The sequence below is a fragment of the Chryseobacterium taichungense genome, assembly GCF_900109935.1.
Classification (GTDB): domain Bacteria; phylum Bacteroidota; class Bacteroidia; order Flavobacteriales; family Weeksellaceae; genus Chryseobacterium; species Chryseobacterium taichungense.
The window spans coordinates 541,893-557,226 of sequence record NZ_FOBV01000001.1 but is presented as its reverse complement, the minus strand read 5'-3'; the positions used below and the strand labels follow the sequence as shown (position 1 = coordinate 557,226).

The 15,334-nt window shown below is 34.7% G+C and carries 18 protein-coding genes and 1 pseudogene; 3 read left to right on the top strand and 16 right to left on the bottom strand.

Translation table 11 applies throughout. The annotated features are described in order from the left end of the window. Positions 1-21: 21 nt before the first annotated feature. From BMW64_RS02585 to BMW64_RS02565, 5 genes are all read right to left on the bottom strand, one after another. Positions 22-777 carry a DUF3575 domain-containing protein gene (locus BMW64_RS02585; RefSeq protein ID WP_089998274.1) on the bottom strand — a complete coding sequence of 252 codons (756 nt, stop codon included), beginning with the start codon at positions 775-777 and terminating at the stop codon, positions 22-24. Between the two features lie 854 nt (positions 778-1,631). Next, complete coding sequence (locus BMW64_RS02580; RefSeq protein WP_089998273.1) at positions 1,632-2,351, bottom strand: hypothetical protein; 720 nt, start codon at positions 2,349-2,351, stop codon at positions 1,632-1,634. Positions 2,352-2,437: 86 nt separating this feature from the next. After that, positions 2,438-3,097 carry a DUF2461 domain-containing protein gene (locus BMW64_RS02575; RefSeq protein WP_089998272.1) on the bottom strand — a complete coding sequence of 220 codons (660 nt, stop codon included), beginning with the start codon at positions 3,095-3,097 and terminating at the stop codon, positions 2,438-2,440. Between the two features lie 395 nt (positions 3,098-3,492). Further along, positions 3,493-3,807, bottom strand: coding sequence for a nuclear transport factor 2 family protein (locus BMW64_RS02570; protein ID WP_089998271.1), 315 nt, complete (start codon positions 3,805-3,807; stop codon positions 3,493-3,495). A 20-nt stretch (positions 3,808-3,827) separates the two neighbouring features. Further along, positions 3,828-4,622: an SDR family oxidoreductase gene (locus BMW64_RS02565; RefSeq protein ID WP_089998270.1), complete on the bottom strand. Its 795-nt coding sequence runs from the start codon at positions 4,620-4,622 to the stop codon at positions 3,828-3,830. 127 nt (positions 4,623-4,749) lie between these two features. On the opposite strand from BMW64_RS02565, the gene BMW64_RS02560 reads away from it, so the two are divergent. Next, a complete protein-coding gene (locus BMW64_RS02560; protein WP_089998269.1) occupies positions 4,750-5,115 on the top strand; it encodes a winged helix-turn-helix transcriptional regulator in 366 nt (121 codons plus the stop codon). Between the two features lie 135 nt (positions 5,116-5,250). Next, positions 5,251-5,460, top strand: a complete 210-nt coding sequence (locus tag BMW64_RS20395; protein WP_143052628.1) for a hypothetical protein — start codon at positions 5,251-5,253, stop codon at positions 5,458-5,460. Between the two features lie 106 nt (positions 5,461-5,566). Here BMW64_RS20395 and BMW64_RS02550 read toward each other — a convergent pair whose 3' ends face one another. Beyond that, on the bottom strand, positions 5,567-5,746 hold the full coding sequence (locus BMW64_RS02550) for a SymE family type I addiction module toxin (RefSeq protein WP_042719990.1): 180 nt from the start codon (positions 5,744-5,746) through the stop codon (positions 5,567-5,569). Positions 5,747-5,961: 215 nt separating this feature from the next. Between BMW64_RS02550 and BMW64_RS02545 the strand changes: the two genes are divergently transcribed. Next, positions 5,962-6,198, top strand: a complete 237-nt coding sequence (locus BMW64_RS02545; protein ID WP_089998267.1) for a helix-turn-helix domain-containing protein — start codon at positions 5,962-5,964, stop codon at positions 6,196-6,198. Positions 6,199-6,361: 163 nt separating this feature from the next. Here BMW64_RS02545 and BMW64_RS02540 read toward each other — a convergent pair whose 3' ends face one another. From BMW64_RS02540 to BMW64_RS02495, 10 genes and pseudogenes are all read right to left on the bottom strand, one after another. Beyond that, positions 6,362-6,967 (bottom strand): hypothetical protein, encoded by a 606-nt coding sequence (locus tag BMW64_RS02540; protein ID WP_089998266.1) that lies wholly within the window; start codon positions 6,965-6,967, stop codon positions 6,362-6,364. Further along, positions 6,958-8,184 carry an AAA family ATPase gene (locus BMW64_RS02535; RefSeq protein WP_089998265.1) on the bottom strand — a complete coding sequence of 409 codons (1,227 nt, stop codon included), beginning with the start codon at positions 8,182-8,184 and terminating at the stop codon, positions 6,958-6,960. The genes BMW64_RS02540 and BMW64_RS02535 overlap by 10 nt, the downstream gene beginning before the upstream one ends. Before the next feature lie 343 nt (positions 8,185-8,527). After that, a complete protein-coding gene (locus tag BMW64_RS02530; protein WP_143052627.1) occupies positions 8,528-9,148 on the bottom strand; it encodes a hypothetical protein in 621 nt (206 codons plus the stop codon). Positions 9,149-9,303: 155 nt separating this feature from the next. After that, positions 9,304-9,507 (bottom strand): annotated as a pseudogene (gene groEL, locus BMW64_RS02525) (chaperonin GroEL); the annotation flags it as partial. 57 nt (positions 9,508-9,564) lie between these two features. Continuing rightward, complete coding sequence (locus BMW64_RS02520) at positions 9,565-10,179, bottom strand: hypothetical protein (RefSeq protein ID WP_089998263.1); 615 nt, start codon at positions 10,177-10,179, stop codon at positions 9,565-9,567. A gap of 197 nt (positions 10,180-10,376) precedes the next feature. Next, positions 10,377-11,480, bottom strand: a complete 1,104-nt coding sequence (locus BMW64_RS02515) for an acyltransferase family protein (RefSeq protein WP_089998262.1) — start codon at positions 11,478-11,480, stop codon at positions 10,377-10,379. Between the two features lie 410 nt (positions 11,481-11,890). Next, on the bottom strand, positions 11,891-13,516 hold the full coding sequence (gene groL / locus BMW64_RS02510; protein WP_089998261.1) for a chaperonin GroEL: 1,626 nt from the start codon (positions 13,514-13,516) through the stop codon (positions 11,891-11,893). Positions 13,517-13,591: 75 nt separating this feature from the next. Beyond that, the gene (locus tag BMW64_RS02505) at positions 13,592-13,948 is read right to left on the bottom strand and encodes a four helix bundle protein (RefSeq protein ID WP_089998260.1); all 357 of its coding nucleotides are present in this window, start codon (positions 13,946-13,948) and stop codon (positions 13,592-13,594) included. Positions 13,949-13,995: 47 nt separating this feature from the next. Further along, entirely contained in the window at positions 13,996-14,274 is a 279-nt protein-coding gene (locus tag BMW64_RS02500; RefSeq protein ID WP_040997294.1) for a co-chaperone GroES, read from the bottom strand. Between the two features lie 153 nt (positions 14,275-14,427). Further along, positions 14,428-15,315 carry a hypothetical protein gene (locus BMW64_RS02495; RefSeq protein WP_089998259.1) on the bottom strand — a complete coding sequence of 296 codons (888 nt, stop codon included), beginning with the start codon at positions 15,313-15,315 and terminating at the stop codon, positions 14,428-14,430. Positions 15,316-15,334 lie beyond the last annotated feature (19 nt).

Below are 15,334 nucleotides of genomic sequence, written 5' to 3'. Positions count from 1 at the left end.
TTCTATTATATGCTTATATTTTTAAAATCTGTATCCCAGTGACAGCCCGGTTCTGAAACCGATCCACGGACCATCGATAATGACTCTTGCGCCGTTGGTGTTGGTTTCTACCGTATAATTGACGAATGGAACATCCAGATCTTCAATTTCTTTTTTCAGCTGAGCCTGCATTTCAGGAGTAAGCGGAATATCGCTTGTCATGGTAAAGTCTCCTTTTCCTGCCCCATAATGAGCTCCGGCAATCCAAAAGTCGAGCACGAGATTACGGCTATTGGTGAGGAAGAACTGTGCACCTACCATTACACCTCCACTATTTCCGTTAGCATTTCCAAAGCCTTTCAAAGGGATTTGATACGTTGTTCCACTATATGTAAAGTCGTAATAAAAATCGAAAGTATTGGTCGTAATTTTTGAATAGCGGTAATAAGGTGCTAAATAGAATCCTTTTCCATAGCCTGCTCCGAGATAAAAGCGGGGCTCTATGGTGAAGTTGAAAGATTTTGCTTCCAGATTCTGAAATCTTCTTTCGTCATTGTCACTTAAGAAAGAATTGATAAAAGGGATTTTTCCTTCAGGCATGGCTCCAAAGCCCATATTTACGGACAGCCAGCGGTTAATGGCTCTTTCATAAGTAAGGTTAATATTTCTGAATGCGTAAGCCGTAACGTTTGTTTTTATAATATTCATTTTTTCCGAAGGCGGAACCGAAAGGGGAGCTTCCTGTGCTTTGCATACCGAGAGTGCAAAGCAAGATGCGAGGAGTAGGATTTTTTTCATGATTTTACTATTTTGTGATTTGGTAATTTGGTGAAAGCAAAAAACGGGCAAAAAGAATGTTTATGACAATTTGATAATGATAATTGTACCGGTTGATTTATGAATAATAATTAAAAAAACACTCGTTTTATTGAGTGGTTGCTCTATATATGTTAATCCTTTTATGAATTACCGGATTGATGTTTTTCATTACAAATATGTAATACCGAATGTTTTTTCACGCAAAGATTTAATTGTAATGCTTCTGTTTTAAGTGGGCTAAGAATAATAAGCAAGCTATTCGGTGAGCTTTGTGCAGATTTTATTTGTCTTTGCTCTTCCTGAAGGTACATATTACTTAAATAAAACTTTGCGTTTGAATCATTTAAAACTACTCAAATAATTTAAGATGGATAGCTGGCTGATTTGAAAGCTTGTCTTAAAATATTGATAAATTATACCGAATGTTTTTTTCACGCAAAGATTTAATGGTAATGCTTCTGTTTTAAGTGGGCTAAGAATAATCAGCAAGCTGATTGATGAAGCTATTGGGTGAGCTTTGTGCAGATTTTATCTGTCTTTGCTCTTCTTGAAATAAATATTAATTTAAAGCTTGTTTAAAACTAATTGCAGAATTAACCGCAAACCAAAGGTTCGACGTAGTCAAAAGTCACAAAAGATAATCTTAACGCAATGATTAGAACAATCAAAGCTCTCAAAAGAATAAAAATCGAAGATTTTTTAAGGCTATTGTGCCCTTTTTTCATTTATCGTCATCAACTTTAGATAAAATTGAGCTCATCTTTTGTGACTTTTGTGGTTATATAAAAAGTTTAAATAGCTTTTTAAATAAAATCTTTGCGTTAAAGAATAAATTACATTTTCTTTTTTACTAAAGGCAACTGCATAACATCGATTTTTCCTTTTTTATTGGGATAGTATAGTGATTTTCCATCAAGAATAAAGAAATCGTCCCTGATGATGTCTTCGTCTTTTGCAATATCCTCGATTTCAAATTCAAATACATTGGAATCTTTGTCGGCCTTATTGAAAATAATATAATCCTTGAGGTTGTAGGTCATAAAGCCGATTTGTGAAAAGTCTTTTTTAGGAACGGTTACCGAATTTTCATTATCAAGAATATGTTGTCTTCTCACACGCGGAGCCCAGCCGCAGTTTCTTACGTAAGGTGATTTAAGGATGTTGATATAATTTCCCTTTTTATCAAAATAAACGGTTGCCATGATGAAGCCATTTCCTCTTAACTTGCCGGAATCATCCCTTTTGGGAATATGATTGATTTTAATGGTGACAGAATCAGAATCATTTTTAGATTCTTTCATCTTTACTGTAGCAAACTCTTTTTTGATGTCAGGATTTAATAAAATTTTATTTTCAGAAAGTTTCCAGTTGCCCTCGTATTTTTTGCCATACAGATTGTAGATGAAGGTGGAGTCGGGTTTCAATTCAATATAATTCGTTCCAGGGTTGAATTTACCAATTAGTCCCATAGCATAAATTCCGGTAACATCTTTACCTTGAGAGAAAAGAATAGAAGCGGTTGAAACTAAAATAACTGAAAGAATTTTTTTCATTGTTTTTGCTTAATGATTGGTGTCTTAAAAATAAGTAAAATATCAACTGGTTTATATTTGGAAAAATTCTAAATCACCTTTTATATTTAAATTAAAGGTTGCCCATCCAGATCGGTAGTGAGCACTTCGCTCATATAATCAAAGAAAGGACGCATGGCTAATAAGGCAAGCACTGCTTCTTTATGAAAATCATCGGATAAAACTTCCTTGTCAGTAAATGGTCTCATGACGACATACTGCTTTTTTCTGATGAGGTCGATGGCGGGATGATTCTTATCAAAACCTCTTGGCGCTGTTTTCACGGCATCGCCTTTTATTTCCTTGAAATAGTTTACGAATGTCTTATCCGAAGTGACCTTTTCAATTTCTGCGGTGCTGATTTCAAATTCTTTACGGATACGGAGCAGGTCTTTGGCATCCGGACCCCAGAATCCGCCACCTACGAAACTGTTGCCGGGTTCAAGATGAATATAATGCCCTCCTCTCAACATGGGTTTTAAGCGGGAATAACCGACTCCGAAATTGGTTTTGTATGGTGTCTGGTCTTTTGAAAACCGGACATCCCGGTAAATCCTGAAAATATGCATGGCGTTCACACGGTCATATTTCTGGAGTTCAGCGTAGATCTGAGTGAAAAGCTCCTTATTTTCTTTTACAGCCGAGTCGTATTCTTCTTTATGTGCGGCAAACCATTCACGGGTATTGTTTTTTTTCAGCTGTTTAAGGAATTGAAAGGCTTTTTTCATGCTGATGATTTTAGCAAAATTATGATATTTTATTCGGTATATGATATTCTTCAATATTTAAAGCAAAAACTTTTCATAGTCTTTTTTATTAAGACTTTTTTCAGGTTTTAATCATCATTTTATACCATAGTGCTTGGAGTCATCATTTTAATGTGCTCCAGAGGAGCAATATCTGTGTAGCAGAAAAAACAATAGAATATGTAAGCACGCCGTAGGTGTGCTATGATGAGATAGAACTCCTCCGGAGTTCTCGTATGACAAGATGCTGATGTAGGTCTACGCAGATATTGCTCCAAAAATAATCTGTTGATTTTTGTTGACGAAAAAGAGGCTGCCCAAACTTTTAGGACAGCCTCTCTGCTTTTTCAAATGGTTTTAACTTTTGCTAAATGGATTTATACTATTTTCAATGACTGAATTAATCCGTCTTCAAATTCAAAATAATATATCATTACAATCGGACTTCCGGGAAATGTCCCTGAAACTTCTGCTTTCAAGGTATGTTCGGCTTCTGAATATTCTAACGGTTTCATTACCGCATGATATTCTTGATTGGCTTTATCGATCCAATTTTTTATTTCGGTTCTTCCGTTGTGTGTTTTTCCTTCGTCAAATACTATAGCTGTTTCGGTAAAACAATTGGCGTATGCTGTGCTGTCGAAATTGTTTTGTGTTTTTATTAATTCGGTTACTACGTTTGGTAAATTCATTGTATTTAATTTTAAGATGATTAAATGGTTGGCACGGTTCCGCCGTCGATTACAAAATTTGTTCCTGTTAAATAATTGGCTCTCGACGAAACAAGAAATCCGACGAATTCCGCTACTTCTTCCGGTTCGGCGGGTCTGCCGTAAGGAATTCCGCCCAATGCATCCATGACACTCTGCTGAGCTTCTTCTACAGTACTGTTTGCATTTCTTGCGATTTCGCCCAACCAGGCTACGGATGCTGTTGTATTGATCCATCCTGGTGAAACGGTTAGCACACGAACACCTTTTGGCGTCACTTCATTAGATAAACTTTTACTGTAATTGATTAATCCTGCTTTGGCAGCGGCATAAGGAAGGGTAGAATCATAGAGCGGAAGTTTGCCCTGGATAGAAGCGATATGAATAATAACACCGCTTTTCTGCTCGATCATTTGGGGTAAAAACCCTCTGTCCAGGCGAACGGGAGCAAGCAGATTGGCTTGAAGTGTCGATTCCCAGTTTTCATCCGTTAATGCCGCAAAACCTCCTGCAGGTGTTTCTGAAGATCCGAGATTGTTGACAAGGATGTCCAGTCTTCCATAGGTCGACAGCACTTCACGGATTACTTTTTGTGCACCTTCTGCTTTACTTAAATCCGCAGCAATAAAACGCAGGCTGCTATTTTCTTTTTCCGGTGTGTTTCTTGCGGTAATGATGACCGTTGCGCCCGCTTGCAAAAGCCTTTCTGCAATTGCTTTTCCAGCTCCCTTTGTTCCTCCTGTTACCAAGGCGATTTTGCCTGATAGTTCATTGTTGAAATTAAATTGTTGTTCCATTGTATGTACATTGTTTAAGGCAAAGTTGAGACTTATGTACGCCCCTCACAAGTACGGAGTTACGATTCGGATAGGGAACAATTTTTCCCCTATTGCACAATTTGGAACATAGGTTTACATTTGCTTTATGTATGAAAGGAAAATTTTACCCAACCTGAACTGCGGTTTGGATCTGATTGGCGAAGTGCTATACGGCAAATGGAAAATCCGTTTGCTGTGGTTTATTCATCAGGGACATCAACGGCCCAGCGAATTGCAGCGAAAAATCCCGGATGCCACGAGACGGGTACTGAATATTCAGCTGAAGGAACTGGAAGATCATGAGCTGATTACCAAAAAAATCTATCCCGTAGTCCCACCGAAAGTAGAGTACAGCTTAACTGATTTCGGAAAGACGTTGGTTCCCGTCATTGCGATGTTGGGAAATTGGGGTGATACCCATGAAGAACATTTGCGATCGGTTATTTTGAAACGCCTGAATGTTGAAAATTAATTAGTCTGATGTGGTAGCCGTTAAGTAGGCATTTTTATTTGTTGATACCAGTGAGAGGTTCACGCCTGAGGAGACGGTAAATCTTCACGGTATTTTCAAAAGGGCTGTAAAGAGCTGTTATATAACAAATTGTACTTGATTGCCTCTTCTGGGTGGTTGATCGGCTCTTCTAAGCGGTTGATTGGCTCTTCGGACTGGTTGATCGGCTCTTCGGAGGAGTTGATTGGCTCTTCGGAATGGTTGATTGCTTTAACGGAACTCTTGATCGTCCTGAAGCAGTGGTTGTTTGCCTCAACTGAATATCTGGATGCCGGTTCTGAGCGGTTGAAGAAATCATCAGACTGATTGTGCCGACTAACGTAATGGTTTTTAAAAATCACGGATTACAAATCTGCAATATTGGATCGTCTTACGCAATTTGCGGGAAACCAAACACTGTTTTATGGTTATGCTATTTTGCGACAGTAATCGTTAGCTTGTTTTTCTTTTGTTGGATGTGTACGGTTTTTCCTTTTCCGAAACCCAGCGCATCAAGCCATTTTCCTTGAAGCCGGATTTCCGGGACGGTGATCATCCGGTGATTGCTTTTCTGGTATCTGGTGTGGATTTTAATTTTTCTTGCGTTCATCATGGTTATTTTTTTTTAGTTTTTGTCGGCTGTAGAGGAGGAAGTCCTGATAACACCTGAACTTCCTGCCTGTACAAACCAAGGTAATATGATAGATTGTGTTTTTCTTTGATAAGTAATTTATTGCAAATATAAAATAATTTTTTCGATTTGTGGGTTAATTAACCTACAAACTTTTATTATAAACTTTCCAAATTGCTGCTACAACGATCATTACAATGGATAAAATTGAATTTCGAATAGCTTTTGGAAAAAAAGTTGAAGAATGTAGAAAGAAATTGGGATTGAGCTATCGGCAGTTAGCTCAAAAATGTGATGTCGACCATAGTAATATCAGTAAAATTGAAAAGGGTGAAGTTGATGTAAGAATTTCTACCATACAGGAATTGGCAAAAGGTTTAGAAGTTCATCCGCAAGAATTGTTTGATTTTGAAATGGATCAGAAATCAGAATGATAGTTAGCATATATCCTCTTGACTTATTAAAAATAGTAAAACGACTCCACTATATAGAATTAGTGGTTTATTTTTATTAATTTAAATAATGATCTATTATGTTTTATTTTTGTAGAAAGTTGACCGTATTGTAAATCAATATAAAGTTAATTAAGATGCTTATTTATATAGTTAAATTGTTTTTTCTAATAAATTCAATACCTATTTTATCCTTCAGTATTTTTTTTTGTACCATTTCACTACTAGCAACGCCAACATGTAATGTGTTCGCTAAAATAGGTTTCTCAATTTGAGATATTAAATGTGGATGATGTTCCTTAAAGCTTAATATTGTTTCTTCAAATTTTTCTCTTGCATCCTTAATCCATTCACGCGCATTTTTTGGACGTTTTTTTATTTCGATAAAAATTATTTTAGAGTCAAATTGAAGAAAACCTTCACATCTTTTTATTAATTCAGTGCCAATATTATTTGATGAAAATTGAGTTGAAGTTCTTGATTCATCATTCAAATTATATGTTCCAGTCCTATAAATTGGAACACACCAATCTATTGCTTTAAATTTTACATCAGTACCTGAATTATTTGTAACTGTCAAATCCCAAATTGTTGGAGCGGTAGTATCAATCTTGGCTGGTGTACTATTGCCACCATCTTCATCCGTAATACCAAACGATGTTTGAGGAATATTTTCTAAGCAATGATGTGGATATGCTGTGCAATTACAAACCGGATTTGTACAAGGAGTAATAAAAAAATCTACTGGCATAAGTCTTCAATATCTAATAGTTTCGAAAATTCATCATTTGATTCAGCTAAACCAATATTTAAATAATTTTCATCTGATGGAAGACCCTTATAAGATTTAAGTTTCATGATCTTTCCTTCCTTTTCATCTAATTGATAAACAACCAGATCGTCTCCATTTAAAGTTGAATCTAAAGGGACAATTTTGTTTAATTCCGATCTTAATTCTTTATCATTAACTCGGAGTTTTAATTTATCTGCTTCCACAGCCAATGTCAAGTAATTTATTAGATAAGGACTATGGGTTGTCATTATTAGCATATTGCCTACATTTATAGAATTAAACTTTAACAAACTATTTAATATACTTCTTTGTGAAGATGGGAAAAGATTTTGTTCGGGTTCTTCTACGACATTAATAAAGCAATCATTTTTTGTAACTGATGATAATACTTCGATTGCTTGATTTCTAAGCTCTTCTGTTAGTTTTTCATTTCGAAGTAAAGAAAGAAGTCGTGTTCTTAAAGTTTGCATTTCTTCCAAACTAACTTTACTTATCGAATTATCACTTATTCTATCAATTCCCTCAGCTAGGTTTTTAGATACTAGAAAAAGTGGAATTGAAGATTGAAGCCCACTAGAAGCTTCATAAAGAGGTAAGTCATATCCTTCACCAATAATTTTAGAAACCCTTTTTTTGCTGTCATATGAAAAACTTAAATTATTTATTGGTAAGTGTAAAGAATCAACTAGTTCATTTTTTGAACGTTCAAATTCTTCTAGAAATGTATAGAGTGTTTTAGGTAAATATTTTAATTTTTCAGGTTGTGAAACTGCACTTACAAAATTTCTTTCAGCAGGAACATACATAATTTTAGGAACTAAGTATTTAAGTCCCTTAACTTCATCAATATTTAGCCTGCCATTTTTATAATGAAATTTGTACGCTTTACCTTCGAATTCTATTTCAGTATTATGGTTAAAGTAATTTTTTAGATTTTGATATTCACAGTAATAATTTTCAAACTTTGATTTTCGTGTAACTTCACCTTTATTTACAAGCTGTTTATATAAAGCTTTCTCGATCCATGTGAAAGTTGAAATTAACTTCGCTACAGTACTTTTACCCGAACCTTGATTTCCTATAAATACTGTAACTTTTTTTATATCAAACCAACCATTGTTTTCTTGATAACCATCTTTAATTGGTCCAAAATTTTTTATTTTTATTTTACTCATCAATTACTCATTTATTAGTCAAATTTACAATTAATATTTATGCAGTCAAGATTATTAGTGATAAGTTAGAAACAGCTTTGTAAATTATTTTGTAATTATTTAAGTAATATCTAAATTATTCTAGCTTTGCAATCCTTCACTGTAATTACTAATAAATTACAGTTTATTACAAAATATTCTAAAATGAAATGTAAGTTTTGAAACTTAAGATATAAAAAGATTTAATTGATTTGCTTTCATTGTTTTAGTTTTTCTCAAATATAATTAAAAAAATAATACAAAATAAAAACCGCTCTGAAAATCAGAACGGTTTGTAAATCCGCGAGATGAGATTATGTATATATTATTTTTTCAAATCGTTTAATAAATTTTCAATGTCTCTTAAAATGTCGGTTTGTGATACGTTATTTCTATTTCCCAATGAATAAACATTATCACAAATTTTAACAAGTCTGTCGAGCAGAGAATTGTCGTCCGGTGACCAAGTCTCACCGATTTTTATTTGTCCATTTTTGTCAGTCGTTGCAAAATAATAAGTCACTCCGTCAAATCCCGTTATATTTTTTTCTGGTTTCTTTGTCTGTTCTTCTAAAAGTTTAAATAAGTCAACTATTTTGAGGTATAAGTCATTAGTCAGTTCTGTTTTGCTTGTAATTACTTTGACTTTCTTTCGTTTTTTTGCATACCAAAAATTTTCAGACATTCTGTTGCTAACAACGAAGTTTTTGCCTTCTATTTTCTCTATGGAAAATGAATATTCGTTAGAAAAGGAAGGCATTGAAGTGTACCGGGCAATTGGTTTATCAGAATAATCTTTATACAGCAATGGAAATACATTGTCATAATACTCTTTCAGATCTCCCTCATACTGTTTAAAGTCTTTAGCTGGTTCTAGATGTTGAGTTTGTCCGAAACTCATAAAACTTGTCAGTATAAAAGTTAATATTAAAAGTGTTTGTCTCATTTATCGATTGGTATTTTGAATAAAGATTGTCGCTTATAAGCAGTGATATATTATGTAAAGATACTATTTCCTTATGTAAAGCAATAATACAAAATAAAAAACCGCTCTGAAAATCAGAACGGTTATTATATAAATTGCCTCGGTTGCTGACCGCATTACATCATTCCTGGCATTCCTCCGCCCATTGGCATTGCCGGTTCGTCTTTTTTCACTTCAGTGATGACACATTCAGTGGTTAATAACATTCCGGATACGGAAGCTGCGTTTTCAAGGGCAACTCTTGTTACTTTTGTAGGGTCGATGATTCCTGCTTCAGGCATATTTACATACTCGTCAGTTTTTACGTTGTACCCGAAGTCATCTAATAACGTATAGTTTAGCATCTCTATCGAGTGCGATAATTTTTATTAAAAAAATTAATCTCGTTCCATTATACGGTACCAATTTTTTTCTAATTTCCAATTATATTCAGGTTTTACTTTTATTAGTTCTTCGTATTGCTTTTGTGTCTCATTATCATTTGTGAATATAAAATAAGTTTGTGGAGATTCGAAAAAGCCACGAGAAATCCAAAATTTGATAGTTTTTGTGCCTTCTGTTTTATTTTGATAAATCCAAATATCATTTCCGCCATTTGAAGTAATGGGGAAGTCAAATGAAAGTTTACAAATACTATTATTCATTTTTGTATTTGGTTTCAATTTTTCTGTTAAAACATCTTTTACTATTTGATTGCGCTTATTGTAAGAAATACTCCAGTCAATTTTTTCAATAATTGAGTTTGGGATTTTGTTGAAATTGTAAAATGTTAGAACAAATAAACTCAATGTTACTGAAAGATTTATTATTCTGTTTGTCTTTATGTTTTTCTTTTCTTTGATTAATTTTATGACCTGTCTTACTGTTAAAATTAGCAAAATTATACACACTAAAAGCCAAGAAAATGGTTGAACAAAATAGGGGAGATAAAAGTAGTCAGCAAAAGCAAAAACGAACCAGGTTATTATCAAAACTGCTATTTTTTTTGTCATTCAATTCTTTATTAAATTTTGTATATCATTAGTTCATCGGATTGCAGATAATATTCAAATTTACGTATTGCGCTCATATATAATGTGTACAATTACAGATAAAATTTCAAGTAGAAAGTTCATTGGTTTTTCTATATAAAAAAACCGCCTATAAAGATAGAGCGGTTAGTATATTAAATTGTCTCAGCGACACGCTGCTACACAATGTTAGTGGTTGTTTTTTTTTGAATCATTTCTTTTTTTCCTGAATACTCAAAGTACTTTTTCAATTTAAGGAAATTGGATTCATACAGATGATAACTCAAAGCGGCTAATATATAAGTTAACGCAAATCCAATTATCATATTTAGGATCCAGTTTTCTGTATACATAAATCTCTTTGAGAGCATATATGCAAAAGGATGATACACATATAATCCATAGCTAATTTTTCCTGTATAAGCGAAAAACTTAGACTCTAAAATTGTATTAACAAAGTTTCCTGCATTAATTGAAAGAACGTATCCAATCAAAGCAAAATATGTAAATGACAGCAATACATATTTAATAGCCTGAATTATATTGTTTGCTTCACCCGTTACAAATGTCCACAACACAAGTGTAGGTGCTAAAATTCCTACAGTAAGTAACAAGAATTTGTTTGCATTTCTCTTATTAAAAATCTGACGAATTTCTAATAATGACAATAAAGCGCCTATGGCAAGAGAGTCAAATCGAGTAAATGTAAAATAAAATACTTCATAATTGTGCATTAACATTATTATTCTCAAGATAAAGGAACCTGCAATAATTCCTACAATAATTCTATACAGATTCTTGTTACTAAAGAGATAAACAACTAATGGCCAAAACAAATAAAACTGTTCTTCAACAGCTAAAGACCAAAAATGTCCTGGACCATCAGTAGCCCAATTAAAAGTAATGGCAAAGTTCTGAAGATATGTATAGTAAAAGATTTGTTGTCCTATTGGAATAAATTCAGATTTAAAAATAAAGGGATAAGCATAATAGAAAATTAGCAGAAACAAGTAATACAATGGGAATATTCTCAGAGTTCTTCTCAAATAGAAGTTCTTAAAGTAGTCTGTATTGCTTTTCGTGAAAATCAAAATTCTGGTTATAAGAAAACCTGATAAAACAAAAAAAAGTGTAACTCCTGTCTGTCCAAATATAGATATTTTTGATAATCGTGATAAAGTGGGGGTATTAATCTCAATACTTTGAAAGAAATGAAATACCATAACCATCAATGCGGCAATTGCTCTAACCCCATCTAAGTTCTTGTAATAAGTTAATTTCATGTGTTAAATATATAGTTTTTCTTGATTTTAAAATATCTGCTAACATACAGGGGATTGCCGAAGGCGGGGATTTTTAGCGCCGAACTTCATATAAATACCAGGGCCCAAATATAGTAAAAAAGTTTAATAGAATTCCTTCAACACTGCTTTGGCAATACCCTGTTATCGGTTCGGTGTTTCTCATTTGTTAAAGATAATTTTATGATTCTTTCTGCAGGTTTTGTTGTCGCTGTGTCATAATCCAAATATCTTTGAGTATGCTGTCAATAAAACACTTTATTGAGTGATCTTGTCAATTTTCTCTACCATATGATTATTAGTTTTGTCTCAAATATAATTAAAAATACAAAACAAAAACCGCTCTGAAAATCAGAACGGTTTTTATATATATTTGCCTCGGTCGCTGACCGTTACATCATTCCTGGCATTCCTCCGCCCATTGGCATAGCCGGTTCGTCTTTTTTCACTTCAGTGATCACACATTCTGTGGTTAATAACATTCCGGATACGGAAGCTGCGTTTTCAAGGGCAACTCTTGTTACTTTCGTAGGGTCGATGATCCCTGCTTCAAGCATGTTTACATACTCGTCAGTTTTTGCGTTGTACCCGAAGTCACCTTGTCCTTCTGCTACTTTCGCAACGATTACAGAACCTTCACCGCCTGCGTTGGCAACGATTTGTCTCAATGGTTCTTCGATCGCTCTTTTTACGATTTTGATCCCGGTGCTTTCGTCAGAATTGATCCCTGTAAGGTTTTCTAAAGCAGTAATCGCTCTTACCAAAGCAACACCACCACCAGCTACGATACCTTCTTCAACAGCAGCTCTTGTCGCGTGAAGGGCATCATCTACTCTGTCTTTTTTCTCTTTCATTTCCACTTCAGAAGCAGCACCTACGTAAAGAACGGCAACACCACCTGCTAACTTAGCTAATCTTTCCTGAAGTTTTTCTCTGTCGTAATCAGAAGTTGTGGTTTCCATCTGCGCTTTGATCTGGTTTACTCTACCTTTGATCTTGCTGTCTTCACCACCACCGTTTACGATGGTTGTGTTGTCCTTATCGATAGAAACTTTTTCAGCAGTTCCCAACATATCCAAAGAGATGTTTTCCATGGTGAAACCTTGCTCTTCAGAAATTACCTGACCACCTGTAAGGATTGCGATATCTTCCAACATTGCTTTTCTTCTGTCTCCGAATCCAGGCGCTTTAACGGCAGCAATTTTAAGAGAACCTCTTAATTTGTTTACTACCAAAGTAGCTAAAGCTTCACCTTCTACTTCTTCAGAGATGATTAATAGAGATTTACCTCCCTGAGCAATCGGCTCAAGAACAGGAAGCAATTCTTTCATTGAAGAGATTTTTTTCTCAACTAAAAGGATGTATGGATTCTCCAATTCAGCAAGCATTTTCTCAGGATTTGTCACGAAATACGGTGACTGGTAACCTCTGTCAAACTGCATCCCTTCAACAACGTCTACGGTTGTATCAATACCTTTCGCTTCTTCTACCGTGATTACTCCTTCTTTACCTACTTTTCCGAAAGCTTCAGCGATCAAAGCACCGATCGTTTCGTCGTTGTTAGCAGATACGGAAGCAACCTGCTTCACCATTTCTGTAGAATCACCTACTGTTTTAGACTGAGATTTTAAGTTTTCAACAACAGCTGTTACCGCTTTGTCGATCCCTCTTTTAAGATCCATCGGGTTAGCTCCGGCAGCTACGTTTTTAAGACCTTCTCTTACGATAGCCTGTGCCAAAACGGTAGCGGTAGTTGTACCGTCACCTGCGATGTCATTGGTTTTGGAAGCTACTTCCTTCACCATCTGAGCACCCATGTTTTCTACTTTATCTTCAAGTTCGATTTCTTTTGCTACAGAAACTCCGTCCTTCGTTACGTGAGGTGCACCGAAAGATTTTTCGATTACCACGTTTCTTCCTTTTGGACCTAAAGTTACTTTTACTGCATTAGCCAATGCATCAACACCTCTTTTTAAAGCGTCTCTTGATTCAATATCGAATTTTATTTCTTTTGCCATATTTTTTTGCTTTTGGCGAATAGCTTTTTGCTTTTGGCTTTAGCAATTCGCGGGTTTAATTTTATAACTTGATTTTTAATTTCCGTTTAGCCTGTTCCAAAGGGTTACAAGCTTCTTTTTTAAGGTTATTAATTCGGATAAAAGATTTTGATAATCATTTTCCTCAATGTAATCCAAATCTTTAGCAAGAATTAATTGGTTTTCGGCTTCGTTGGACGATCCTAATGCAATATTGATGAAATTAGCAAATTCTTTATCAGAATTTCTTCCGCTTCCTTCCGAAATGTTATATCCGATGGAAGCAAATGATCTTCTGATCTGAGAGGTCAATCCAAAAATTTCTTCTTTAGGAAAGTTTTTGGTTGAAGTATAAATTTTTAAAGTTAATTGATGGCTTAATTGCCAAACTTCAAACCTTTTAAAATCTCTCATATACTATTTTCAATGCTGGAAAGCCATTAGCCAAAAGCTATCAGCTATTAGCCTATAATTCCTAAAAGATCTCCTTCTTTTACAATTAAATAATCTTTTCCTTCCAATTTCAATTCAGAACCTGAATATTTTCCGTAAAGAACTTTGTCACCTACCTGAACAGTTGTAGGCTCATCTTTTTTACCTGGACCAACTGCCACTACAGTACCTTCCTGCGGCTTTTCTTTAGCGGTGTCCGGAATAATAATACCTGAAGCTGTTTTAGTTTCTGCAGCGATCGGTTCGATCAAAACTCTGTCTGCTAATGGTTTAAAGTTTACTGACATAATATATTTAATTTTTTAATTATTTCTGTCTTCTAATTCTCTAATTGTATGCCAACGAAGGCAAAAGAAAATTTTGGCAGACTTATTTTTAGGGAGCGGAAAATTTGGCAGAAAAAAAGTCACCCCGTTTTTGAGGTGACTTGTGTGCGCTGATTACTTGCATGATTCTTTGTAATCGTCGATCAGTTTTTTATAGATATTCGTGAATAGTTCTGTTCGGTATTTCATATTGATTCTTGATGCTTCGGCTCCTTTTTTTCCTTTCAATAAAGCTTTTCGTTCGGCATCTGTTGCTTTTTTATTTTCCCTGAACGTTTTATTGGAAAAGTAATCATTCTGCCTGGCTTCATCTACTTTTTTCAGAAATTCGGGACAATCTGCGCCTACAATTTCATAGGCTTTGTAAAACTTTTTATAAAGCGTTTTCATGTTAAGTAATGCCAGCGGGCTTAATGAGCTGTAATCTACCGGTGCCACGGCATACGTTTCATCAGGTTTGCTGAGGTAAATCATAACATAGGTAAGTTGGCAGTTGTCTTCACCACCATTAGATCCCACAGCGAAATTATCACCAAAGTCTGCCTTACACATCATACTTCTGTAGCCATACAGGTTAATGGGGCCTTTTTCCATTAAGGGAAGCATTAAAACTTTTCCTTCTGATTCCATTTCCAGATCGTTGTTGATGTCTTTTACCAGACGTTTATCGAGCTGAAAATGCTCCTGGGTTTCTTCGTTGGTATAAATAAGGCTTTTGATATCAGAAACGGGAATCGATTGTATTTCGGTATCACTTTTCAAGGTTTTGAATTTTACATCTTTTCTATCAAGGTTGGCATATTTCGGACCTTTTCCCATAATGCTGAAAGTGGCAACATCGGGAAGCATAAAATCCTGCGCAAATCCTTTTTTGGTGCTGCCGTCTTCCATTAAAATTTCAATAGGTATAAAATCTCTTTTCCCTGTATAAAATTGTAAAGACTGCGCAATCATATTTTGCATTGTAAATATGAACACTAAAAATGTAATGAGTTTTTTCATGGATTTTGAAAGTTTTTAA